General features: G+C 43.7%; 14 protein-coding genes. 4 read left to right on the top strand and 10 right to left on the bottom strand.

Features of this window, described 5'->3' with window-relative positions:
- Positions 1 to 45 precede the first annotated feature (45 nt).
- The 7 genes from H6G32_RS12540 to H6G32_RS12510 all read right to left on the bottom strand — a co-directional run bounded on the left by H6G32_RS12540 (position 46) and on the right by H6G32_RS12510 (position 11,304).
- On the bottom strand, positions 46 to 2,301 hold the full coding sequence (locus H6G32_RS12540) for a molybdopterin oxidoreductase family protein (protein ID WP_190458674.1): 2,256 nt from the start codon (positions 2,299 to 2,301) through the stop codon (positions 46 to 48).
- A 296-nt stretch (positions 2,302 to 2,597) separates the two neighbouring features.
- A complete protein-coding gene (locus H6G32_RS12535) occupies positions 2,598 to 4,097 on the bottom strand; it encodes a NarK family nitrate/nitrite MFS transporter (RefSeq protein ID WP_190458637.1) in 1,500 nt (499 codons plus the stop codon).
- A gap of 196 nt (positions 4,098 to 4,293) precedes the next feature.
- Positions 4,294 to 5,139, bottom strand: a complete 846-nt coding sequence (locus tag H6G32_RS12530) for a nitrate ABC transporter ATP-binding protein (RefSeq protein WP_190458635.1) — start codon at positions 5,137 to 5,139, stop codon at positions 4,294 to 4,296.
- Positions 5,140 to 5,166: 27 nt separating this feature from the next.
- Complete coding sequence (locus tag H6G32_RS12525; protein ID WP_190458633.1) at positions 5,167 to 7,155, bottom strand: ABC transporter ATP-binding/substrate-binding protein; 1,989 nt, start codon at positions 7,153 to 7,155, stop codon at positions 5,167 to 5,169.
- Positions 7,156 to 7,193: 38 nt separating this feature from the next.
- On the bottom strand, positions 7,194 to 8,036 hold the full coding sequence (gene ntrB, locus H6G32_RS12520) for a nitrate ABC transporter permease (RefSeq protein ID WP_190458632.1): 843 nt from the start codon (positions 8,034 to 8,036) through the stop codon (positions 7,194 to 7,196).
- 237 nt (positions 8,037 to 8,273) lie between these two features.
- Positions 8,274 to 9,581: a CmpA/NrtA family ABC transporter substrate-binding protein gene (locus H6G32_RS12515; protein ID WP_190458629.1), complete on the bottom strand. Its 1,308-nt coding sequence runs from the start codon at positions 9,579 to 9,581 to the stop codon at positions 8,274 to 8,276.
- Positions 9,582 to 9,720: 139 nt separating this feature from the next.
- Entirely contained in the window at positions 9,721 to 11,304 is a 1,584-nt protein-coding gene (locus tag H6G32_RS12510) for a ferredoxin--nitrite reductase (protein ID WP_190458626.1), read from the bottom strand.
- A gap of 401 nt (positions 11,305 to 11,705) precedes the next feature.
- Between H6G32_RS12510 and H6G32_RS12505 the strand changes: the two genes are divergently transcribed.
- The 3 genes from H6G32_RS12505 to H6G32_RS12495 all read left to right on the top strand — a co-directional run bounded on the left by H6G32_RS12505 (position 11,706) and on the right by H6G32_RS12495 (position 14,912).
- Positions 11,706 to 12,131 (top strand): ubiquinol-cytochrome c reductase iron-sulfur subunit, encoded by a 426-nt coding sequence (locus H6G32_RS12505; protein WP_190458624.1) that lies wholly within the window; start codon positions 11,706 to 11,708, stop codon positions 12,129 to 12,131.
- Positions 12,132 to 12,339: 208 nt separating this feature from the next.
- Complete coding sequence (gene tnpB / locus H6G32_RS12500) at positions 12,340 to 13,551, top strand: IS200/IS605 family element RNA-guided endonuclease TnpB (RefSeq protein WP_190458622.1); 1,212 nt, start codon at positions 12,340 to 12,342, stop codon at positions 13,549 to 13,551.
- Between the two features lie 62 nt (positions 13,552 to 13,613).
- Positions 13,614 to 14,912 (top strand): HEAT repeat domain-containing protein, encoded by a 1,299-nt coding sequence (locus H6G32_RS12495; RefSeq protein WP_190458672.1) that lies wholly within the window; start codon positions 13,614 to 13,616, stop codon positions 14,910 to 14,912.
- Positions 14,913 to 14,954: 42 nt separating this feature from the next.
- Here H6G32_RS12495 and H6G32_RS12490 read toward each other — a convergent pair whose 3' ends face one another.
- From H6G32_RS12490 to H6G32_RS12480, 3 genes are all read right to left on the bottom strand, one after another.
- Entirely contained in the window at positions 14,955 to 17,561 is a 2,607-nt protein-coding gene (locus tag H6G32_RS12490; RefSeq protein WP_190458620.1) for a CHAT domain-containing protein, read from the bottom strand.
- A gap of 13 nt (positions 17,562 to 17,574) precedes the next feature.
- Positions 17,575 to 20,475, bottom strand: a complete 2,901-nt coding sequence (locus tag H6G32_RS12485) for a two-partner secretion domain-containing protein (protein WP_190458619.1) — start codon at positions 20,473 to 20,475, stop codon at positions 17,575 to 17,577.
- A 115-nt stretch (positions 20,476 to 20,590) separates the two neighbouring features.
- Positions 20,591 to 22,549 carry a ShlB/FhaC/HecB family hemolysin secretion/activation protein gene (locus H6G32_RS12480; protein WP_190458617.1) on the bottom strand — a complete coding sequence of 653 codons (1,959 nt, stop codon included), beginning with the start codon at positions 22,547 to 22,549 and terminating at the stop codon, positions 20,591 to 20,593.
- Between the two features lie 586 nt (positions 22,550 to 23,135).
- Between H6G32_RS12480 and H6G32_RS12475 the strand changes: the two genes are divergently transcribed.
- A complete protein-coding gene (locus H6G32_RS12475; protein WP_190458615.1) occupies positions 23,136 to 24,083 on the top strand; it encodes a LysR family transcriptional regulator in 948 nt (315 codons plus the stop codon).
- Positions 24,084 to 24,141 lie beyond the last annotated feature (58 nt).

Raw genomic sequence — 24,141 nt, 5'->3', positions numbered from 1 at the left:
AAATTACTAATTACCAACTTTCTATTTAGGGATATACCTAACAGATTACCATTCTGAGGACTGGAGTTGATAATGCTTGATTGTAACTTCTAAAGAAATTGGTACTAGCTGCACGGCACAGGCTTTTAATTCTGGTTGCAGTGAATCGGGGCAAGATTCTGAATGGGTGAGGGCATTGGCTTCGGCATCTTTTGCCCATAGAGATCCCCAATGCATGGGGACAAAGACTGTACCTGGTGCGATCGCCTTTGTGACTTTGGCGGGAAACTTAGTTTTACCCCGACGCGATCGCACTTCTACCCAATCATGATCATTAATCTTTAACGCCGCAGCATCACGGGGATGGATTTCGATAAATGGTTGGGGATGCATTTGGCGAATTTTTTCAATGTGTCCAGTGCGTGTCTGGGTGTGCCAGTGTCCATAAAGTCGCCCAGTGGTTAAAACAAAAGGATAATCAGGATTGGGAGGCTCTGCCAACCCCCGCGAGTGGTATGCTGCAAATCGGGCGCGTCCATCAGGGGTATGAAAGCGTAAATCGGTGTAGAGGCGTTTGGCGTTTGGCGTTTTGACAGGAGGAGTTTCTGCTTCTGATTCAAAACTCAAAAGTCCTGTTTCCGAATCAATAAATATTGGTTTTGCTTTCTTGATTGGGTGAGGCCATTGAGTCGGCCCTTGTGCTTGCAATTGTTCATGACTAACACCTGACATATCACAGGGGCGATCGCTAGTCAGTTTAACAAACTCAGCATAAACTTCAGCCGAGTTAGCAAAAGCAAACTCTTTCACAAAGCCTAACCGGCGACCAACTTCGGCAAAAATTTCCCAATCAGCTTTTGCTTCTCTTGGTGGTTCGCGGAATGCAGAACACAAAGTCACCATCCGTTCAGAATTGGTCATTACCCCAGTTTTTTCACCCCACTGAGCAGCAGGTAACAGGACGTGAGCAAAAGCAGCGGTTTCTGTTGGGTAATAAGCGTCTTGGTAGATGGTAAAAGGCGACTTTAACAATGCCTTCTTCGTCCGCTCCAAATCTGGCATACTTACCGCTGGGTTAGTAGCAGCAATCCACAGCAACCCCACAGCGCCATCTTCCAAACCAGTAATCATGTCCCAAGCAGTCAAACCGGGTTCAGGTGAAATTTGTCCCCGCTTCAATCCCCAAAAATCCTCAACTTCGGCGCGATGTTGGGCATTTTTCACTGAGCGATAACCGGGTAACAAGTGAGATAAACCCCCGGCTTCCCGTCCTCCCATCGCATTTGGCTGACCAGTGAGAGAGAAAGGCCCAGCACCCGGTTTACCGATTTGTCCAGTCATCAGATGCAGGTTAATGATGGTTCTCACCTTAGCCGTACCTTCTGATGATTGATTTACACCCATTGACCACAGAGACAGCACCCGTCCAGATTTACCCCAATAGTGAGCGGCTGTTTCTAAATCTTCAATACTGATTCCACATTGATTTGCAACCACATCTGGAGAATAGTGGTGAATCACTTCTGCATAAGCGGGAAAATTGCTGGTGCAGTCCTCCATAAACGCAGGATCAATATAGTTCCAGCGCATCAATAAATGAGCAATACCATTCAGCAAGTCAATATCTGTACCGGGACGGATAGCTAAATGTAGGTCTGCTGCTTCTGCTGTGGGGGTGCGACGGGGATCGACCACAATCATTTTGACTTTGCGGTTCTTTTTGTGGTATTTCGCCAAGCGGTTAAAAACTATCGGGTGACATTCAGCCGTATTCGTGCCAATTAAAAAGGCACAGTCTGTTAATTCCAAGTCGTCGTAGCAGCAGGGAGGGCCATCAGCACCAAAGCTTTGAATGTACCCAGCCACAGCACTAGACATACATAAGCGTGAATTGGCATCAAAGTTATTTGTACCTAAACAGCCTTTCATCAGTTTTTGGGCTGTGTAATAATCCTCAGTTTGGAACTGACCGGAACCGTACATACATAAGGCTTCTGGCCCTTGGGTCAAGCGCACAGTTTGAATGCGCTCTTTGATGAGATTAAAGGCTTCATCCCAACTGACGCGGCGGAACTCTTGATCTAAAGAGTCTCGCACCATTGGATAATGTAGCCTGTTTTTGTCTAAAGATTCTGCGATCGTTGCACCTTTGACACACACCATTCCCTGGCTGGATGGATGCGCTTTGTCTCCCCGTACCCGCCAAGTTGGAGTTCCTTGACTATCTCGATTAGTCGCTTTGCCATGTTGCGCTGGTGGTGAAACTTCTAAACCGCAACCGACGCCGCAGTAAGGACAGAGAGTTTTAGTAAATTCACTCATGGTAGATGCACCATTTTGGATTTTGGATTGTAGATTGTGCGACATCAGATGCAGCGAAATTTTGATAATTATCTGTGTTGCATAGCAATCTGGAATAAATAGATTTAAAACATTTTCGTTAAATTGAATTTCGTCAGATGGTTAATAAAGAAGATCCCCCCAACCCCCCTTCCGGGGGGCTTTTGATTTTCCCAATTCATTTTGGCAAGGGGGGCTTTTGATTCTCTTTTACCTGGAAGGGGAGCGTCACAGGTGGGAGGATCTGATTTGTGGGAGCTAGATTTTCTTGGAGTTGATTAATCTTCTATTAGAACAGCAGATTGTTGGGTTTCTGATTCTGGTAATTCATTTTCATCGGTGGCAAAAGAACCTTGTGGTTCTTTGAGGAAGAAGGCACACATAAAAGCGCAAACGAAAGCTGTTAAACCCATTGTGGAAAACAGTGTTGCTGCGTCAGTTAAGCTAAATATTGTTAGATAAACCACACCGCCAAAATTACCATAAGCGCCGACATTACCAGCAATTTGTCCGGTGGCTTCTTTTTTAATCAGGGGTACGATTCCGTAAGTTGCGCCACAGCCCGCTTGGGCAAAGTAGGCAGCAAACATTGTGGCGGCGATCGCTAGGGGCAAGGGCCAACTGCTATTAATAAAATGTGTCATCAAATAGCCGACACCAATACCCCCACAGACAATTGTCATTGTCCATTTCCGAGAACCAAATTTATCAGAAATCAAGCCACCGGTGGGACGAGAAATTAAGTTTAAAAAGGGATAAGTTGCGGCAATCATTCCCGCTACCACATGCTCTAAACCAAAGGTTTTTTCAAAAAAGGCAGGTAGCATCGAAACGGCAGCAAGCTCAGAGCCAAAATTAGTGATGTAAGTAAATTCGAGAATAGCTACTTGACCAAATTGATAACGTTGTGCTGGTGCGTAGGTTCTTTTACCAATTAGCAGTTCTCTGTTGACTTCATAAGCTTTATAGCTTTGGTAAGCAAATAATCCTGCTAAACACGCCCAAGCTATATACATTTGGCTCAGAGTGAGGAAGTGGATATTTTTTTGTTCTAATCGCCAAGCTAATAAACCCAAGGCGAAAATTAAGCCAAAGTTAGAGACAATCATTGCCCAGAAGCTTTTAATACTGGTTACTTCTAAAGCGCCATTTTTCTTGGGTTTCTTGTAAATTTTGCCTTTGGGTGTATCTTGGACGCTGTTGTAATAAATGACGCCGTAAATTGCGGAAATTATGCCTGTGAGTGCGATCGCTAATCGCCAGTTAGAACCACCACCACCGAAAGCGCCAGTAGCAACGGCAAGTATCGGTAATGCAAACTCTGCCCCAAAGGCGCCAAAATTACCCCAACCGCCATAAATACCTTGAGCAATTCCCATCTCCTTCGGGGGGAACCATTCCGCCACCATGCGGATACCAACGACAAACCCAGATCCCACAATTCCCATCAATAAGCGACTGATGACTAGTTGATTAAAGTCTTGTGATAGCGCTGTAGCTAAACAAGGAACAGCAGCAAACATCAGCAAGATGGAGTAGGTAATTTTGGGGCCAAAACGATCCAGCAACATCCCAATAATTAACCGCGCCGGAATTGTCAGCGCTAAATTACAAATAGCCAAAGTTTTAATTTGTTCAGGTGCTAGATGTAATTCCTTACCAATGGTTGTCGCAAAGGGAGCAAAGTTAAACCAACAGACAAAGGTCAAAAAGAAGGCAAACCAAGTCTGATGTAAGATGCGATAACGACCTGTAATTGAAAATAAATTTTTCAACATTTAAACTTTCCTTAGAGAAAAATATGCATAGGCTAACCTATTGACAAGAGTCACGGCTCTAGCCATGTAGGACGGTTATTGAGGATGGTAAAGAAATAATCAAAAATTGAGCTAGGTTGTTTGAATTTCTAATCTAAATAGTTCGAGGGCAGGCAAGATGCCTGCTCTACGGGATGATTTATTTTTTGGATTACGATTATTCATCAGAATGAGCGCAGCGGCGATAGAGAAAGTCTAGGGCGTAGTTTCTCAGGTTATAGTATTCTGGATTTTCCATAATGCGGCGACGATTACGAGGACGGGAGAAGGGTATATCTAAGACTTCACCGATGTTAGCCGCAGGGCCGTTAGTCATCATTACCAATCTGTCTGCGAGGAAAAGGGCTTCATCAATATCATGGGTAATCATCAGGACTGTAACTTGATGTTCTTGCCAAATTTGCAGCAGTTCTTCTTGCAATTCTTCTTTGGTGATCGCATCTAAAGCCCCGAAAGGTTCGTCTAGAATGAGAATTTGGGGACGAATTGCTAAAGCGCGAGCGATCGCAACTCGTTGTTTCATCCCCCCAGAAATTTGACTAGGTTTCTTTTGGGCGGCTTCTGTCAGTCCCACCATTGCTAAATGTTCATTAACTATCGCCCGTTTTTCCGCTTGGGTTTTTCTGGGAAAAACAGAATCAACAGCCAGATAAACGTTATCAAAAACATTCAACCAAGGTAGTAAACAATAGTTCTGAAATACCATCATCCGGTCTGGTCCTGGTTCCGTGACTGGTTTTCCTTGTAGCCAAACTACGCCATTGGTGGGTTTACTAAAACCCGAAACCATATTTAAAAGTGTTGATTTGCCACAGCCAGAGTGACCGATCAGGCAAACAAATTCACCCTCACGCACTTTGAAGTTAATTTCATCTAGTACGGTGTAGGGGCCTTCAGCTGTAGGATAAACTTTGTTAACACCCTCAATTACTAAAAAATCTGATTTTTTCTGAGTTTGGGGTTGATAAACTTGGGTTTGGCGATGAGGATTGAATGTTTGCATGATAAATTGCTAAAATTATCCAACTGACTAAATAAATACTTCTTCAACACGTAACTGACGTTTAATTTCCAAGCTTTTGAGATACTCTATAGGTTCTGAAGGATTAAATTTTTTGCCATCAAATAATTGAATGGGTGCATCTTTGCTGATATCCAAATAACCCAAGTCTCTGGCAGCTGCACCAAAAACATCAGGACGACAAACTCTATCAATAACTTCTACCCAGTTTTTGGGGAAACTTACCAAACCCCAACGGGCTAGTTGAGTTAAAATCCACAACATTTCATTGCGGTCGGGATAGTTGGTTTTATTAACATAAAACTGGTGATGTTTTCTGAGTAATTGGGGTTTTGTCCCATCACCACGTTGATAAGGATCAATGAAACCAGGACGCAAATATTTTGGTTCACAGCCCAAATAATCAGATCCTGAGATTAATTGGAGAATTTCTTCTCGGTTGCGGTAATCATCGCAGTATTCACAAGCGGCTAGAAGCGCTTTCACTAATGCGAGGTGAGTTTGGGGATATTTTTGGGCCCAGTGTTCCCGAACTCCTAAAACTTTTTCAGGATGTTCAGCCCAAATTTCTGAAGTAGTCGCGATGACAAAGCCTAGTTCTTGTTGAACAGCGCGAGAGTTCCAAGGTTCACCAACACAGTAACCGTCAATCCTCGCGGCTGTGAGGGAAGAAATCATTTGTGGTGGGGGAATCATCATCAAACTCACGTCTACATCAGGATGAATCCCACCCGCAGCTAACCAGTAGCGCAACAGTAAGTTGTGCATTGATGCTGGATGGACAATTCCTAAAGTATGAGTTTTGTCTAAGTCAGCTTTGATTAGTGCTTGGAAGTCGGTTAAATTTCTCACCTCCATATTGAATAGTTCTTGACTGAAAGTGATGGCGCTACCATTGCGGGAGAGGGTCAGAGCCGTTACCATCGGCTCAGGAGTTTTGCCACCTGCACCCAAAGTCATGGCTAGGGGCATACCTGCTACCATCTGAGCCGCATCTAGTCTACCCGAAGCGACGCCTTGAGCAATTTCTTTCCAGGAGGATTCCCAATTGAGGTTAACTTCTAAGCCGTATTGGCTAAAGAAACCTTTTTCCTGTGCAACGATTAAAGGTGCAGCATCGGTGAGGGGAACATAGCCAAGTTCTAAATGAGTTTTTTCTAAACCTAAACTTTTGGCGGAAATGAAGGTTGGTGCTGTTAATTGTAGCTGGCGCTTTTTGGCTTGTTTTTGCTGGTTGAGGAAGTAAATTATTTCGTTCCGCAAGTCGTAGTAGCTGGGATGATTGACTACTTCTAAACGCTGACGGGGACGGGGAATAGGTACTTCTAGTATTTGTCCAATATGCGCTTCTGGTCCGTTGGTGAGCATGATGATGCGATCGCTCAACAATAATGCCTCATCGACGTCATGTGTCACCATGACGCTGGTAATTTCGTTTTCATTACAGATTTTCATCAATTGCTCTTGCAAATTACCTCTTGTCAGCGCATCCAGAGCACCAAAGGGTTCATCTAGCAATAACAATTTGGGACGAGTAGCTAAAGCACGTGCGATCGCAACTCGCTGCTTCATTCCCCCCGATAATTCACCAGGACGTTTATTCGCCGCACGGCGCAATCCCACCATTTCAATATGCTCTTCTACAATCCCCCGACGCTCACCTTTAGGCTGTTTTTTGTGGACTTCATCTACAGCCAAAGCAATATTTTCCCTAACTGTTAACCAAGGAAGTAAAGAGTAATTTTGAAACACCACCATCCTGTCTGGCCCTGGTTCTTTAACTTCTCTTCCTTCTAAAGTCACACCACCAACACTAGCGCGATCTAAACCCGCAATAATATTGAGCAAGGTAGATTTACCACAACCAGAATGTCCAATCAGAGAAATAAATTCTCCTTGTCTGACTTTAAATTCAATATTTTTTAGAGCGATATATTTACCACCATCAGGTAGGTTAAATATCCGATCAACGTGGTCAATTTCAACAAAAGTAGTCATTAGTCCTTAGTCCTTAGTCATTGGTCATTTATGATTAATTACTTCTGTTCTGGGGGTACAACTTTATCAGCAATCCAACCAACACATCTATCTAGGAACAAACCAACTAATCCAACATATATGAGAGCCAAAATAATCTCACTCAGGTTAGTTTCTGTAGTCGTGTTATAGGCATCCCAAATAAATGAACCAATCCCCACACCACCAACTAACATTTCTGCTGCTACAATCGCTAACCAAGATAAACCAATGCCAATCCTTAAGCCTGTAAAGATATAAGGAACGGTAGCCGGGAAAACAATTTTCAATAAATATTTCGACTGCGGTAGTTTTAAAACACGGGCAACATTAATATAGTCTTGGGGGATTTGTTGAACACCAACGGTAGTATTAATGAGAATTGGCCAAATAGATGTGATGAAGATCACGAAAATTGCTGAAGGGTTTGCCTGTTGAAATGCTGCTAAAGAAATTGGTAGCCATGCCAGAGGAGGGATAGTTCGCAGCACTTGAAAAAGGGGATCGACGGCACTATAAATTAATTTATTAGAGCCGACTAATATTCCTAACCCAATTCCAAAAAATGCTGCTAAGGAAAAACCTAAACCAACCCGTCCCAAGCTAGTAATTATTTGCCAGCCTAAACCTTTATCACTTTCACCATTATCAAAAAATGGATGCATGATAAACGGGTCCCATGTTTCGGAAAAAGTTTCTATCGGACCTGGTAATTTAAAGTTGGGATTTAAACAAACTAGTTGCCAAATTGCCAGGAAAATAGCTAAAGCTACGATGGGGGGAATAACTTTTTCTCTAAGGAATTTATTAACAACTTGCCGATGATTTTTGTTGATAATACGATTTACAGTAATGGCTACCATTCACTTTCTCCGGTGGTATTAAATTGATTTAATTGGTGGATTTTAATTAGGTACGAAGAGTTTATGTATTCTCTTCTCGCCAAACAGAATTAAATAAGTAGCTCGACGTAAATAATTAAAGGTTTGTATTGAGGGCTTTATCCCTCAATACAAACTAATTTCAAGTTTTTTACATTAATATTTTCATGATTTAAGTTCTTCTTACCAACCTACTTAACTAGCAATTTATGCTAATATTTAAACTTTTTTGATTTGCAAACTCTTTAAATAATCTTCTGGTTTTTCTGGGTCAAATTTCACACCATCAAAGAAGGTTTCGATACCGCGAGAAGTGGTTGCAGGAATTTCTGTAGCTGCTACACCAAGGGTTTTAGCAGCTTGTTTCCACAAATCTTCTCGATTAACTTTGTCTATAATTGCTTTAACTTGAGTATCTTGTGGTAGATAACCCCAGCGAATTTCTTCTGTTAAAAACCAAGCATCATGGCTCTTGTAGGGATAAGAGGCATTATCAGCCCAGAATTTCATCCGATGTTTAGAGTTTTGTTCTGTACGTCCGTTACCAAAGTCAATATTTCCTTTTGCCCTTTCTAGGATGTCTGCGGCAGCTACGTTAAAGTATTTACGATCAGAGCATATTTTACACATTTCTTCTTTATTTTCTGTCTGATCACACCATTTTTGTGCTTCCATAATTGCCATTAATATTGCTTGGGTGGCATTAGGATTTTTATCAACCCAATCTTGACGCATCGCAAAGGCTTTTTCTGGGTGGTCGTTCCACAATTCACCTGTTACTAGGGCGGTGTAACCTAATTTTTGGCTCACCAATTGGGCATTCCACGGTTCTCCGACGCAAAAAGCATCCACAGTACCGACTTTCATATTGGCTACCATTTGGGGTGGGGGAACTGATTCCAAAACTACATCTTGGTCAGGATTAATACCGCCTGCTGCTAACCAATACCGCATCCATAAATCATGAGTTCCACCGGGGAAAGTCATGGCTACTTTTAAAGATTTTTTATCAGCCTTGGCTTTATCTACAGCTTCTTTCAGCACTTTGCTTTGTAAGCCAACTTTCTGGTCTTTTAATTTTTCGGCTACAGAGATAGCTTGACCGTTGATATTTAACCGCGCCAATAAATACACTGGAACTTGGTCTTTGATGGTGATCAGATAAGGCATGGGGCTGAGAATGTGGGCACCATCAATACCATCCCCAGATGAACCGATTTTTAAGTTATCGCGGGTGACAGGCCAAGATTTTTGTTTCGCTAGTTCGATATCTTTCATCCCATACTTGGCAAAGAAACCCTTTTCTTTGGCGATAATTAAGGGTGCAGCATCAGTAAGAGGAATAAATCCTAATTTGGCTTTGGTTGTTTCTACTGTGGCGGTGTTGGCAGCTGGAATAGCAGAAGGGGCGGCGTTACCTGTTGTGGCTGAGTTAGAGTTGCTAGAGGCGCAACCGTGAGCCAAGATAGAACTTGCTGCGGCGATACCTGATGTGAGAATGAATCGTCTACGAGAAAGATTTGTCATAGCTAAAGAAAGATGATGAAAGTTGAATTTGCGATCGCGTCTGTTTTCTGTTTATAGCGATTAAGAGTTACGTGAGGTACAGATATATTTTGAAACGCAAAGGGACGCAAAGGTACGCAGAGATTTGTACCTCAGCAGACTAGGAAACGCTATATTGAGATATCAAGGCTTGTTGTCTCAACTTGGCACCAAATTGCTCAATTAGCAGTTCTCGCAATATTGGCTGTAAGTCTTCGCAAGCTATACCTTTTTGGACACAAGTTCCTAAATGAGCGTCTTTACCAACTTTGCCACCCATGTAGATGTCTACCCCTTCTAAGGTTTTGCCATTTTTGCGAATTTTCGTACCCATTAAGCCGATTTCGGCGACTTGGGGCTGTGCACAGGAGTTGGGGCAACCTGTCCAATGAATTCGCACGGGATGAGTGAGAATTAATTCGGCTTCTAAGGCGGCAATTATTTCCAGGGCGCGGTTTTTGGTTTCGATGAGAGCGAAGTTGCAAAATTGTGCCCCTGTGCAGGAAACTAGCGATCGCGCCAGATTACCTGGATTAACTGAAAACCTCTCTAGCAAAGGTTCTGTTAAAAATGTTGTCAACCGCGAACGGGGAATATTGGGGATGATGAGATTTTGCTCGATTGTGAGGCGGATTTCTCCACTGCCGTAAACCTGTGCCAGACGGGCGATTTCAAACATATCTCCGGCATGCAACCTACCGACGGGAATATGTAAGCCTATGTAGTTGAATCCCGGTTGTTTTTGTTCATATATTCCGATATGGTCGCGTTTTTCCCAGTCGATTTCATCTTTGGCTGCTGCGGGTAACAATGATGAACCCAAACGCTTTTCAACTTCCGCCCGAAATTTTTCTATCCCCCATTCATCAATTAGCCACATCAGGCGGGCTTTTTGCCGATTGGCCCGTAAGCCATGATCACGATAAACGAATAAAATGGCTCTACATAATGGAACTACTTCTTCGGGAGATACCCAAGCATTTAAGGGAATCGCCGCTTCACAGCGTTTGGCTGAGAAAAAGCCACCCACTAAGACGTTAAAGCCAAATATTGGAGATTGGGAACATTCTTCTTTAAAGGCGGGGACGAAAGCTAAATCGTTAATTTCTGCATGCACTGAATTATCTCTTCCCCCTGCGATCGCAATATTAAACTTGCGGGGGAGGTTGGTAAACTCTGCGTTACCAACGCCTGAGTTGGTGATCATGTCCTGAATTTGCTGCACCAACTCTCGCGTGTCATACAACTCATTAGCATCTAACCCCGCTACAGCTTCTCCTGTGATATTGCGGACGTTATCCATCCCTGACTGGACTGTTGTTAAACCAACGGCATTAAACCTCTGAAATATATCTGGTAAGTCTTCAATTCTGATGCCCCGCAATTGGATATTCTGTCTTGTGGTAATATCAGCGCTGCCATCATCACCGTAGCGTTGTAGCACTTCTGCTAAAACTAGCATCTGACTGCTGGTAATAATACCGTTGGGCAGCCGCAACCGCATCATAAACTTACCTGGGGTCACTGGGCGAAAAAACACACCTACCCACTTGAGTCGATGATCACGGTCTGTTTCGTCCATTGCTTCCCAGCCTAGTTGGGCAAATTTCTCTATTTCTCCCTTAATCTTCAGTCCATCTTTTTCTGCTTTGAGTTTTTCAAACTTGTTGAGGCTAGCTGTTGTGGTAGTTGCTGTGTCTGTCATATGCTGACTCTAAACAATTCAAAATTCAAAATTCAAAATTCAAAAATAAGTAAAAAGCTGCAAATTATAGATAACTATTGTTTTGAAAGATGAGCATAGCTAAAACTCTCTTGGCTCTTATGATTATTTTGGTTGATTTGTCAAGCGGTTCAGGTAATGTTTATGTAACATTTTTCATACTTTTGACTGACTTTAAGATGACACTCTAAAACAAATCGTATAAATAGTTACTAAATTTGGATAATTTTGCTGAAATAGGATAATTAATATGCGTTTTCTGCATCAAAAGTAAGTAATGAGTGATGCAAATCACTTGATAAATAGCGATCGCTACACAGTTGAACCTCTAGCGCTTAGGCGATAATGCATATTAGTTAAAAATTAGACAAGATAGCACCATCATGAAACGTCGTGAGTTCTTCAATTGGGTAGGTTTGGGTTTGCTAGCTAGTTCTCTACCCGTAGCGATCGCCGCTTGTTCTTCCCAGGAAACTACAGAGGCGGCTCCCGCATCTAAAACTTGGCAAAAGGTAGGGACTACAGCAGAGTTAGATAAGACTGGACAATTACTGGTGGCAAAATCACCGGTTGGGCCTGTTTTGGTAATCGGTACATCGAAAACTAAAAACCTGATTGCTGTTAACCCAACTTGCACTCACAGAGGTTGCACATTGGCATGGAAGGCTAAAGACAAAAAATTAGTCTGTCCCTGTCATCAGGCCGAATTTGGCACTGATGGTGAGGTAAAAAAAGGCCCAGCCCAAAATCCGCTGAAAACTTACCTTGCCAAGATTGAGGGCAAATCAGTGCTAGTCAAGCCAAGCTAGTCAGGACTGATGCAAAAATGATGTGAAAGCCTTGATTTACCACCATAGGGGCAATTCATAAATTGTCCCCAAATTTCTTACTTGATTTCTGCAAGCCGCACACTCGTGACTTCTAGTCATGAGTTAGGCGCGACCTATTTCTATATTTAGAATGGTATATAACAGCAGATTATGGTAAAATTATTTCGACGATATATTAAAACTCAGAATGCAAAAAGCGTTTAAAGTTACACTCATTCCTAACCATAACCAGCAAGTCTTAATTAACAAGACCATTGGTTGTGCTAGGTTTGTGTATAATCGCTTTCTAGCATTAAGAAAGGAGTTGTATAACACCGAGCATAAAACATTAAACTATCATGCCTGTAGTCAGCAACTTACTTTACTGAAAAAAGAAATTATCTGGCTCAAGGAGGTAGACAAGTTCGCTTTACAGAACTCACTCAACAACTTAGAGACAGCATACAAAAACTTCTTTTCCGATCTAAAAAGAGCAAAAAATAAAAAAGGTGTAGGCTTTCCTAAATTCAAAAAGAAGTATGGGTGCAAACAGTCCTATAAAACTAACCTGACTAACGGTAACATTCAGATAATAGAGAATCGGTTAAAACATCCTTTGCTTGGATGGGTAAAGTTTCACAAATCCCAAGATATCACGGTAAAGCTGATAAACGTTACCATAATTCGTACTAATAGCGGTAAGTACATTGCTAGTATTTTGTGTGAAACAGAGATAGACAAATATCCACAAGTTACTCAAAATATTGGATTAGATTTAGGAATCAAATCTTATTTGGTTACTAGCAAGGGTGAAGTTGTAGATAATCCCAAATATTACCGAACTCAAAAAAGGAAGTTACGCAAGGTACATAAAAAACTATCTCGTAGTGTCAAAGGTAGTAACAATAGAGTCAAAGCGAAAATCAAGCTAGCTCGTGCTTACCAACGCATTACCAATTTGAGAGATGACTTTCTACACAAACTCTCAACTCGTTTAATCAAAGAAAACAGCATTATCTGTATTGAAGATTTGCGAGTTGCCAATATGGTGAAGAATCACAAGCTAGCATTGAGCATAACAGAAGCTAGTTGGTCTAAATTTGTTACAATGTTGGAATATAAAGCTTTGTGGCATGACAGAATTGTGCAGAAAGTTGGTACGTTTTATCCTTCGTCTCAGATTTGTAACTCCTGTGGTTTTATCAATCCACTAGTCAAGGATTTAAACTTGCGTGAATGGTCTTGTCCTAATTGTGGTAATTACAATTTGAGAGACGTGAATGCAAGTTTAAATATTCTGAGTGAGGGCTTGAGAATTTTAACAGCCGCCGTGGGTATCCCGGAGGCTCTAAACGCCTGTGAAGAACTTGTAAGACCTGAAGCAATTCAGGCAGAGATCGTTGAAGCAGGAATCGCGTGACTTCTAGTCATGCGAGGTTCAAGGGTAAGTCCTACTATTTAAATTAAAAATTTAAGCAGCGCATAGTGAAGAATCTCAACCAGTTTTTAGAGCAGGCGCAGGCAGCATACAATGCAGCTAATTTGTCATTAGCGATTCAATATCTGCAACAGTTGATTTTAGAAAAAGACTCTCAACACCCAGATATCCTGAAAAATCGAGAAGATTTGCTGAAATTAACCCTGTCAATTTTTGAAATGGGGGATTTTCAGCAACGCTGGGATATTGCTAATGTGTTGGGTTGGTTGGGAAATATTGCCATCCCCTCACTGATTGATATCTTAGAAGATGAAGATGCAGAGGAAGAATTGCGCTGGTATGCGGTGCGGAAGTTGGGGGAATCTCACCACCCAGATGCGATCGCCCCTTTGGTGCAATTAATCAAAACCAATCAGAACGATGAACTCAAGCTGATGGCAGCAGTAGCACTGGGGCAAATGGGGAAGATAGCGATTCTAAGAGTCTCTCAACTCCTGGAACATGAAGATACGCGGCTTTTGGCAGTACAAGCACTCTCCCACAATCGACGCACAGAAACTATTACGCCACTGTTGAGTGTAGTACAAGACCCACAAGCAGAAATCCGCGCCGCAGCAATTGAAGCCCTCAGCAGCTTTCATGACAACCGCGTACCACCAGCCCTGTTAACTGCTGTAGATGATGTAGCTGCCATAGTCAGGCGTGTAGCAGTCAGTGGTTTAGGTTTTCGCCCTGACTTACTAAAAACATTAGATTTAGTAAAGAGATTGCAACCTAGGCTGTATGACTCCGATCTGCAAGTGCGTAGTACTGCAGTACTATCTATAGCCCGGATGGGTGGCGATCAAGCTGCCAAGGAATTATTCTTATTACTCACATCACCCCACACACCAATCAGCCTACAACTAGAAATTATCCGCGCTCTTAGCTGGCTAGGGACTACGAATAGTTTGGAATATCTCCAACAAGTATTAAATCAAACTTTATCAGAAACACTATGGCAGGAAATTGTTACAGTTTTGGGACGAGTGCAACAGCCGCAGTTGAAGATCAGAGCCGCAGAAATTTTACTAGATATACTGCAAGCTTTCCATCCGGCTACAAAAAATGCCTCTTTTAAATCTGCGATCGCCCTTTCTTTAGGGCAGTTAGGCAAAATGCAGGCGATTGAACCACTTATTTTACTCCTAGCCGATTCAGATTCACAGGTGAGATTACACACGATCGCCGCTTTGAAAAATTTGGCTCCAGAAATTGCACATCAACGATTGCAGCAATTAGCCAATAGCCCCATACAACCAGATTTACAACAAGGAATTGCGATCGCTTTAGCCGAATGGTAAAACTTGTTGACATCCTCTGATTGAGCGATCGCAACCCAGGAACTATTGCCAATTCCCCACCAATACAAAGGGGGCCCAGAAGTAGGGATTCTGAAAATTTTGGTTTTGCAATAGCACTAGTTGAGCGTTGCGGAGGGCTTCAGCTTTGCTAACTGTGGACTTGGCAAGTTGTCGATAAAACTCAGAAATCAGGAGAGATGTAGATTCGTCATCGACTTGCCAGAGGCTTCCCACCGTGCTACGTGCGCCCGAACGAATGGCAATGCCAGCCAAGCCCAAAGCTGCCCGATCATCCCCAGAAGCTGTTTCACAGGCACTAAGAACTAACAGTTCAATGGGTGATTTTTTATCCTCATTGCGAGAACGCAGTAATTGATCCAATCCTTTAACATTGACCCGCTCATCCCAAGTCAAAATAAAGGTCTCTGCGGCATTTGAGCTAAATTGACCATGAGTTGCTAAGTGAAGAATGGGGAAAGAGGATGTTTTGATTTGTTTTTTTAATTCCGGAACGATAAACTGCTGATTCAGGAGTGTATTGCTGGAAATTTCGGCGGAAATTTGTTGAATTTCACTTGCTACTCCAGGCAAAGCCGAAAAACCCTGACTTGCTTCTGTCAGTCCAGCAGTTAAGGCTTTTAATTTTACTTGGGTTAAAGGTCGAGGTTCGAGGAGTTGGAGTCCGGGAGTAAGAGCAATATTGTATTTTTGGATCAGATATTGTTGACCATCATGGAGAGTTGCCATTGGTAGACTCCGCAAGGAACCATCCAAAACAAATACCAAAGTTTTGATGCTATTTGCGGTCAAATCTTTCTCCGCAGGACGAATTAGCCAATTGTAGAGTTTTTGGACTATTGATAATTGCTCTTGAGTGAAAGCAGTCCGTCTCAGGGCAATCAGTGCCTGCTTGAGGGTAGTTTGCAATTCCGCTTGGGGTTTATCAGTAGTGTATTTGCGTAGGGGTTGTCCAGGGATAGACAGGATTACTTCCAGGCGATCGCTTAAAATAATTGGGTAAATAACAGCAGCAGTGGGATCGACTTCATCAATCAGTTGAGGTTTAGCATCTGCACAAGCATCACGGAAAAAGTTGTCTATTTCCGCCAATTGCAAAGACTCGATGGTTTGACGAGCTTGCTTGAGTTTAGCAAGACTGGGAGATTCTTCTTGCAGCAGTAACCCGACTAACTCTCGATAGATAGGTTCCACACTTTCCCGGAAGGAAAATTGCACTTCCGGGTTGACTGTCACCAAATCGCCTCGCAGAGCAGTAAGGATCTTTACAGATTCAGTATATGGTGCGATCGCCTCGAATGTATTTCCCTGTAGTTTTTGGATGCGTCCCAGTTGCCAGAGCAATTGGTAGGCAATATCAGGATACTCAAAAGTTCGTGCTATGCCCAGACCCTGATTTGTCAAGGCTGTTGCTTTTGTCCATTGTTGTTGGAGTTCGGATAACCTGCCTTGAGTGAGCAACACATAGGCCCCGGTGCGTCCATCCCCCAAACGATTTGCTTTCTGATCAGCGCGACTGAGGATTTGCTCGATCTCAGTAAATAATCTAGTATCAGCAGAGTGTGTTGCCAGTTTCATTAAACTCTGAGCTAGATTAATTTGGGCATAGAGTCCAGCTCGATTAGCAGCAAACTGGCTAACTTGAGGTTGGAGATTTCGCCACAGTGTTTCTGCCTCTGTCCAGTTTGCCCGTTCTGCCAATAGGCTCAGGTGGTTGATCTGAGCTTGAAGTTGAGTATCTGCGTGGGTTGCCAGTTGGGCAGATTGGGTATAGGCTTTTAGGGCCGAAAGCTCAAACTGCTGGCGTTGCTGACTATTTATTGCCGGTTGGTTGGCAAAGGCCCGCGCCGTATTGCCCAGATTCAAGTAAACCGCAGCCTGCTCTTGGGGTCTACCTAATTGTTGCGCTGCCTGCAACCCAACTAATAACACCTGCTGTGACTGATTCGATTGCCCGATAACTCGCAAAATGTGACCTAAAGCATTGACTGCTCGGACATTTTGGACGGAAAGTGATTGGTTTTTTAACCTTGACAAAGCTTCTGGAGAAAGTTCACAGGTTGACGCGTCTAAATTCAAGCCGGCTAATAGGGTTTCGCAAGCTCTGGGGTATAGTCCCAACCCTTGCAAAGCCTGACTTTGGTTAATCTGAGCTTGGAGGAGTTGGTCTTTGGCTCCGAGCTGCTGGTAGAGTTTGATTACCTGTGTCCCTGTGTCGATGGCATCTTGAACCCGTCCTCGTTCTAGTTGCAAATGAGCTTGAATATCTAGAGTTTGAGCTAGAATTCGCTGTTGTGTAGGGGTTGGGGATTGCGATCGCAGCAGCGATAAACTGGAACTGATGTTTTGTTCGGCTTGTTCCCACTGTGTCAATTGTCCTAAGGTTGCTGCCAGATTACTCAAAGCCATGCCTTGATTTAGGCTCGCGCCCTGAGATTCAAATCCAGCTGCTGCCTGTTGCAACAAAGGCACGGCTTCTTCCCAGCGTCCGGCATCATAAAGAGTCCGAGCTTGCTGGATTATTGCCTCTGGTTGCGGCATCTGAGCAACGACGGGAGAAAGGCCAATGATCAATAAGAATGAGAAGAAAAATAACCAAGTGGAAATGACTCGCGATCGCCTAAATTTCATTATTTATCTTCCGTTAATGGGGCGCACAAACTGATATTGGTTGCCAAAACCGTTGTCCCTTTTGACCTATGGGTTCATCAGCCAAAAGCCTCACCTCTCCCCTGTTATTTATCATCCAACTTCTAGCGGGAATAACTTGATCATTAGAGGAAAGGGTCAGGGGCTTATTGTTACTTACTCTGGTGCCCTGCTCCACTGCTCCCTCCACCCAAGGGAACTGAGCAGAGGTGTTACCTAGAGCGTCGTTAGGACTAGGTGGTACACCCCCCCGGCCAGTAATAGTAAACTCGTTGCCTGCTCCTTGATTACAGAGGTTGGCAGCAATTAACGTTGTAGGGTCAACAACATTTTGTGGCAATTCCACTAACCCTTGAGCCGGGTTCACCCCAGAGGTGCTAAAAATTACTGTCCCTTGTAAAGCAGGCCCGGAAGTTTGGGAAATGGCGGCAATGTCGCTCGTGGCTAACAGGGAGGTGGGACTTACCTGTAATGCAGCAAGTTGGGCATCTGTCAACCCTAGACGGTCTCTGACCTGGTCACGACTAATGGCAGTAAAACCAAATATATTAGGTACGTTGACGGTCACGCGCCCACCCCTAGCGGTGCGAGCGTTGGCTGTGATATCGCTGTTTTCTTGGGGGAATGCCAGCAGAATATCGCTATTCAAGGTGATGTTGCCACCATCAGAAGTACCCGCATCGGTTGAGATCCGGCTACCGCGACGTAGCAGGATGGATTGCGCTTGGAGGTTAATGTTCGCCCCAGCACCCGATACCGTCCTTCCCTCAATCGTGCTGTTATTGTCAAGGGATATCTCGTCCGCCACCACTTTGATGGTGCCAGCGGCCCCGACTCCTAAACTACCAACATTGACTGTTCCTCCATCCTTGAGAGTCAACTTTGGGGTGGTAATACTTAAGTTTCCCGCTGCACCTGTGGGAGCGTCAAGCTGAAACGCAAGTCTGTACAACTCATCACCAGAAGTTGTTGCTATGCCGGAACCAGACAAATTATCGTTGCTGCCGATTATTTCTACGGATTCCGTAGCATTGACAACGATGTTTCCTCCCGCTCCTGACCCTAAAGTCGAGGCTCCTATTGCGGCTCGATCTTCGACAATCAATCGCTTAGTGTTAATTCTCACATCGCCACCGTCGCCACTGCCAATCGCCCCTGAAACCACAAAAGTCTGGACAGCACGAATGTCTGAGGGGTCGTTACTTGTGGCTTTGCCCACTATTTTTACTGATTCGGAGGCATTGATGATCACATCGCCACCCCGACTAGCAGAAGGAAACAGACTATTTCCAGATGTCAATCCACTCGTAGAACTGATCGATGCCCCTCCTTCTACAAGCAGAGTGCGAGTATTAATGTCTATGTTTCCCACATCTCCCGTGCCGAGAACGCTGTTAGTCCCTAGTCCAGTGGAGAAAGCGCTAAATTCTGGAGTTGCTGTTAATACTACCGAGTCAGTGGCTCTGATAATTAAATCTCCTCCTTTACCCTGACCGGAAATTGCGGTTGTGACGAATGCTCCATTTCGGATCATCAGCTGATTCGTATCAATTTCTATACTGCCTCCATTTCCCTGAGCAACACTGCCAGCGGAAAAGCCAGAGCCAATTAGCTCTACGGATTCAGATGCTTTAATAGCAATGTTTCCCCCAGTCCCGGCACTATATGTTGGGCTGGCGATCAGCATCCCATCTCCGAGGGTTAGTTGTCGGGTGTTGATGGTGACATTTCCTCCTTTCCCTGCACCAACAGTGGTAGTATATATGCCACTTTCACGTGGGAAAGGGTTAAATATTCCAGCCAAAGGTTCCTCCAAGGCAATTCGGCGAAATGTGGCAAATCCTATGCCTCTTAAATTTATGGAGTCAGCGGCGTTGATATTGACATTTCCAGCTGCACCTGTTCCTGAAGAGCCACTTTCAATAAAGGCTTGATCTAAGAGGTTAAATTGTGTTGCTTGGATATTGATGTCACGACCGTCAATAGTGCCGATAGTATCGGAGATGAGGTTGGCGCGATCGCGCAATGTCACGTTACCACCATTGACGGAAATTGACCCACTACCTAAACCACTGGCATTAACTGAGGCTATCCCAGATAATTCAATGTTTCCGAAGTTTTGAATGGCTGTATTGTCTAATGTCAAGCCAACTGGACTTAAACCAAAGCTGACGAAATCCGGACTGGCTACACTAAAGAGCAAGATGTTTCCTTGAAAGGCGGTAACATTGCCACTGTTTAAGTTCAAATCCCCTCCCACTAGTGCTAGGGTCTGACCAACGGGGACTTCTAAGCCTACGGCTGTTAATGTTGATGGGGAGATGCTCTGAACAATGCGACTAAATTGGGATTGATTAACAATGCTGCCTGGATGCTCACGAAACTGTAAGCCAATGGGAATATTGATCGCCAAAAGGGTTGGTGCTTGGGGATTGGTGGCGCTAAAGGGGAAGCCGTTATCAAATACCACGCTATCGGCTGTGGAAGCTAGAAACGATCCACCCACATCTAATTGAGCGTTGGGCCCAAATATAATCCCTTTGGGGTTGAGTAAAAATAGGTTAGCGTTGCCCAAAACTCCCAGTGTGCCGAGAATGTTGGAGGGGTTGCCCCCTGTGATGCGGGTGAAGATGTTAGTGATGTTGGTGGGGTTGGTAAAATAGGCTCCCTGCTCTTCACCTACATTGAATTGTTGGAAACTGTGGAAGAGGTGAGAACCACGAATTGCGCCACCTTCTATGCGATCAATTGCTTTACCATTAATGCTGTCTGTAATGGTGAGTGAATTTTCTGCTCCCAATGTCTTATCTGGGATGATTTGAGCCAGAGCGGGTAAGGGCGAAAAGAGAAGAAGACAGAAGATAGAAGGCAGATAGCAGAAGGCTTGAATATTCATAAAATCTAGATTAAATATTAAAAATATTAAACAACTTAGTGGGGTACACAAACAGACAAAGATCGCCTCCCCAACGTCTTGAAGAAGTCGGGTGTATTGTGGAAAATTTCTGTAACTAGAAAGGAAAATAATTAATCGTCAAGTAAAGCCCTTGTTCCTGCAAGGTTTTATCGCCTGCTCTTACATCAATCAAGGGAATGCCATAGTCTAGACGGGCATTGAAGCGATCGCCCATTTGCCACAATAACCCTAAACCTGCACCTAGCAATTTATTCGAGTCGGGATTGGGCTTTTCTCCAGAATAATTCCAGCCAACTCCAAAATCAATAAAGGGGGCAAGTTGTAAAACGCCTTTGGCTTCAGGTAGGCGGAGAATCGGGATGCGTACTTCTGCCGAGGCGATCGCACCGCTATCAGTTAGCATCACATCCTGGCGATAGCCCCGCACGCTTAAAGCACCACCAAGTCCAATCTGTTCTTGAGACAGCAACGAATCTGTGGACATCTGAATGTCGGAACGCAGAATTAACAAAGTTTCTGGCCCTAGTAGCCGTACATATTGCCCTTGTCCTCGCCAGGTAAAAAAGCGACTGTCTGGACTATTCCTATTGACAGTAGCACCGAAGAAATCTGTACCTAAGGAGAATTGCGATCGCGCTGCCAAAACTTGACGAGGACTTCGCTGGACGTATTCTTGAAAAAAGCGCAAGGCTGAAACGCGAGTTTCACCCTGATCATTTGCTCCTGGTGCCAGGGGATATCTCTCATTTAACAGTGAGGTTTCACTTTCAAGGCGTGAAAAAGTCAGCCCTAAAGCTAATTCTCGATTAGGCTTTTGGACAATGGGTTGACGATAAGTTAGTTGATATGTGCGTGATTTTCCCTCAATATCCAGGCTATTAAATGGCACTTCTATTACGTTTGTGCTGCTAAAACCTGCGGTAAACCGAATTGTGCCGTTTTGGGGATTGATGGGAAGTGTATAACTAGCATCTAACTCATTACTACCATCTGTGTTGGCGTAAGATACCTCCAATCCGTCACCCAAACCTAGCAAGTTAGCCTGATTAATCCGAATACCACGCCGGAAACTGCCGATGCTGGGAGAACGGTTGTTATCTGTGAATAGATTAAGCCCCTCAGTATCTGCCTCTTTGATTCGCACTTTTAAGCGACTTTCTTGGGGACGGCTACCGGCTTGGAGTTCGGCGGAGATATTGGCAATCAGCGGGTCTAGTTGCAGCAGTTTTAAGGCTTCTAACAAGCGATCGCGATTGAGGGGTTTTTTGGTGGCGAGTTCTAGGCGCGATCGCACGTAGTTAGGGTTAAGGCGACGAGTTCCTACTATCTGAATTTCTGCCAATTGCCCTTCAATTATCTGAATTTTGACCACTCCTCCCTCTCGGAGAAAGGTTTGGTTAGCCGAAATCACTGCACCCGAATTGACATATCCAGACTCTACATATTTCTGCGTTACGGCTGTCTCTGCCGAAATCAGTTCTGCAAAGGTGATTTCTCTACCTATCAATGCTTTGGTAACTTCTGCAAGTTGGCGATCGCTAAAAGCAGTGTTTCCCTCAAATTCAAAGCGTTCAACGCGAATTCTCCCCGGAATTTGCCCTTGGACTTCCTTGGGGAGAGGCGTTGGTGCAGCAGGTTGCTGGAGAGGCGCTTGGGGCTGTTGCGGGCTTCCAGGTGTTAATTCAGGTTGTTTAGGGAGAATTGGGTTAGGTATTTGACCCAGATGCAAGTCTTGATATCTAAGGTTTACGGCTGGGTTTGAAGACTTGGGATCATTCGCTCCCAAGTTAAAACTTGGGGTAGATTTCCAGATAGATATATTTGATGAAGCAAAGAGAGAATATTTCCCTGGTTCTTTTTTCCCCAACTTCTCATTTATGCTGATATTTAGATCATTGGACTTCCTATCCCCACCACTATCGGCAGATTCTAATTCTTCAGGATTTAATGTATAAATATAAGCTTCTATCGCTACTGCTTTAACTGGTTTCCCCAATAGTATGAGCGGAAAAACTCCAGCCAGAGAAAATAGCATTTTTACTCGATAAGTCATATTAGACACTCAACGTCACTGTAAAATGCTGAATTTTGAGATTAATTTTATCCAGTCAGTGATCACAATTGCCTCCAGCAAAACCGCCGTCTTCCTGGAGGCAGGAGCAAAAAAGGCTTGTACAGCTTTTTAACCTTTTTTAACTGAATATTTGTTTCCACACACTGCAATATTTTTCCTGCTCTTGAATACTAGAAGGTTGATAGGTTACTGGAGACACATTATCATGTATCTTAAGGAAGATATTTAGATAGATATATCATTTCAAATGACAAAAATTATGCCCTCTAAGTAAATCGGCACAAATATTTGTAGTTAAGATCAAGTAAAAGCCAATATAAAACAGGGTTTTAGACTAGTTAAGTTTTCAAAACAATAGTTATGTTTATTTACGCCTTTCTACTTACAAAATCCTTGTTGTATGGGTTGTAGAATATCACTGGTTAGTTATATTTGCTGTGGTACACTAGTCCTCATTTTGACGCAAATCTTTACCAAAACAGCGCTTGTAACAAACTCTACTAAATTGGAAATCGAAAACCGTTAAGTTAATGCAAGCTATAAATGTAATTCAGGCTACATCAAAATGCGGCTAGAGCAGTTGCAAGCCTTTTTGGCGATCGCCCAAACGGGCAGTTTTCAAAATGCAGCGAGACAATGTGGTGTTACCCAATCGACCATCAGTCGCCAAATTCAGGCATTGGAAGCAGATTTGGGAGTAGAACTATTTCACAGAACAAGCCATGGCTTGCTGACACTGGGAGGTGAAAGATTACTACCCCGTGTCCGCAAAATTTGCACTGAATGGGAGAGTGCAACACAGGAATTAGCAGATTTAATCGCCGGTAAGCAGCCAGAACTTTGTATTGCAGCAATTCACTCGGTTTGTGGCTCTTATTTACCCCCAGTGTTGCAAAAATTTTGTCATGATTATCCAGATGTCCAATTGCGGGTAACATCATTGGGAAGCGATCGCGCCCTCAAAGTCCTCAAAGATGGGTTGGTGGATCTAGCAATCGTGATGAATAATCGGTTTTTAACCACCGGCAGAGAAATGGTGGTAGAAGTCCTCTATGATGAACCGATATTCGTCTTAAGTGCAGCCAATCATCCACTAGCCCAATATGAAAGCATCCCTTGGTCGGAACTAATTCGTTATCCGCAAGTAGTCTTTAAAGATGGTTATGGAATGCAACGCTTAATTCAAGATAGATTTGAGCGCATGGACGCTGTACTCCAAGCAGCTTTAGAATTAAACACCCTAGATGCCTTTCGGGGAGTGGTACGTCAAGGAGAACTAATAGCTTTGCTACCCCAATCTGCATTAGTAGAAGCAAGGTGTGACCCCAGCTTGGCAATTCGTCCTCTAGCCAGCAATACCAATAGCAATTTACCAGACAGTTCTAGTTTGACTCGTCGGGTAGTAATGGTAACAACTCAAGACCGTCTCCAGATTCCCCCCATCAAACACTTTTGGCAGCTAGTGCAAGAAAATATCCCACTGCAACTTAAACAGCAGCGATCAGCTTATTGAGTTGATCATGCCAAAATACACTATACATGGAGGCACGCACCGCTACCCTTGTCCTAAT

It is taken from the genome of Cylindrospermum sp. FACHB-282 (assembly GCF_014697195.1).
Taxonomy (GTDB): Bacteria; Cyanobacteriota; Cyanobacteriia; order Cyanobacteriales; family Nostocaceae; genus Cylindrospermum.
The sequence above is the reverse complement of the archived record's forward strand: the minus strand, read 5'-3'. Positions and strand labels throughout refer to the sequence as shown.

Excerpts from the sequence above, each read along its gene's own strand:
- ntrB (WP_190458632.1), bottom strand. The coding sequence starts at position 8,036 with ATGGTAGCCATTACTGTAAATCGTATTATCAACAAAAATCATCGGCAA.
- H6G32_RS12515 (WP_190458629.1), bottom strand. The coding sequence starts at position 9,581 with ATGACAAATCTTTCTCGTAGACGATTCATTCTCACATCAGGTATCGCC.
- H6G32_RS12475 (WP_190458615.1), top strand. The coding sequence starts at position 23,136 with ATGCGGCTAGAGCAGTTGCAAGCCTTTTTGGCGATCGCCCAAACGGGC.
- H6G32_RS12535 (WP_190458637.1), bottom strand. The coding sequence starts at position 4,097 with ATGTTGAAAAATTTATTTTCAATTACAGGTCGTTATCGCATCTTACAT.
- tnpB (WP_190458622.1), top strand. The coding sequence starts at position 12,340 with ATGCAAAAAGCGTTTAAAGTTACACTCATTCCTAACCATAACCAGCAA.
- H6G32_RS12480 (WP_190458617.1), bottom strand. The coding sequence starts at position 22,549 with ATGACTTATCGAGTAAAAATGCTATTTTCTCTGGCTGGAGTTTTTCCG.
- H6G32_RS12485 (WP_190458619.1), bottom strand. The coding sequence starts at position 20,475 with ATGAATATTCAAGCCTTCTGCTATCTGCCTTCTATCTTCTGTCTTCTT.
- H6G32_RS12510 (WP_190458626.1), bottom strand. The coding sequence starts at position 11,304 with ATGACAGACACAGCAACTACCACAACAGCTAGCCTCAACAAGTTTGAA.
- H6G32_RS12505 (WP_190458624.1), top strand. The coding sequence starts at position 11,706 with ATGAAACGTCGTGAGTTCTTCAATTGGGTAGGTTTGGGTTTGCTAGCT.
- H6G32_RS12525 (WP_190458633.1), bottom strand. The coding sequence starts at position 7,155 with ATGACTACTTTTGTTGAAATTGACCACGTTGATCGGATATTTAACCTA.
- H6G32_RS12530 (WP_190458635.1), bottom strand. The coding sequence starts at position 5,139 with ATGCAAACATTCAATCCTCATCGCCAAACCCAAGTTTATCAACCCCAA.
- H6G32_RS12540 (WP_190458674.1), bottom strand. The coding sequence starts at position 2,301 with ATGAGTGAATTTACTAAAACTCTCTGTCCTTACTGCGGCGTCGGTTGC.
- H6G32_RS12490 (WP_190458620.1), bottom strand. The coding sequence starts at position 17,561 with ATGAAATTTAGGCGATCGCGAGTCATTTCCACTTGGTTATTTTTCTTC.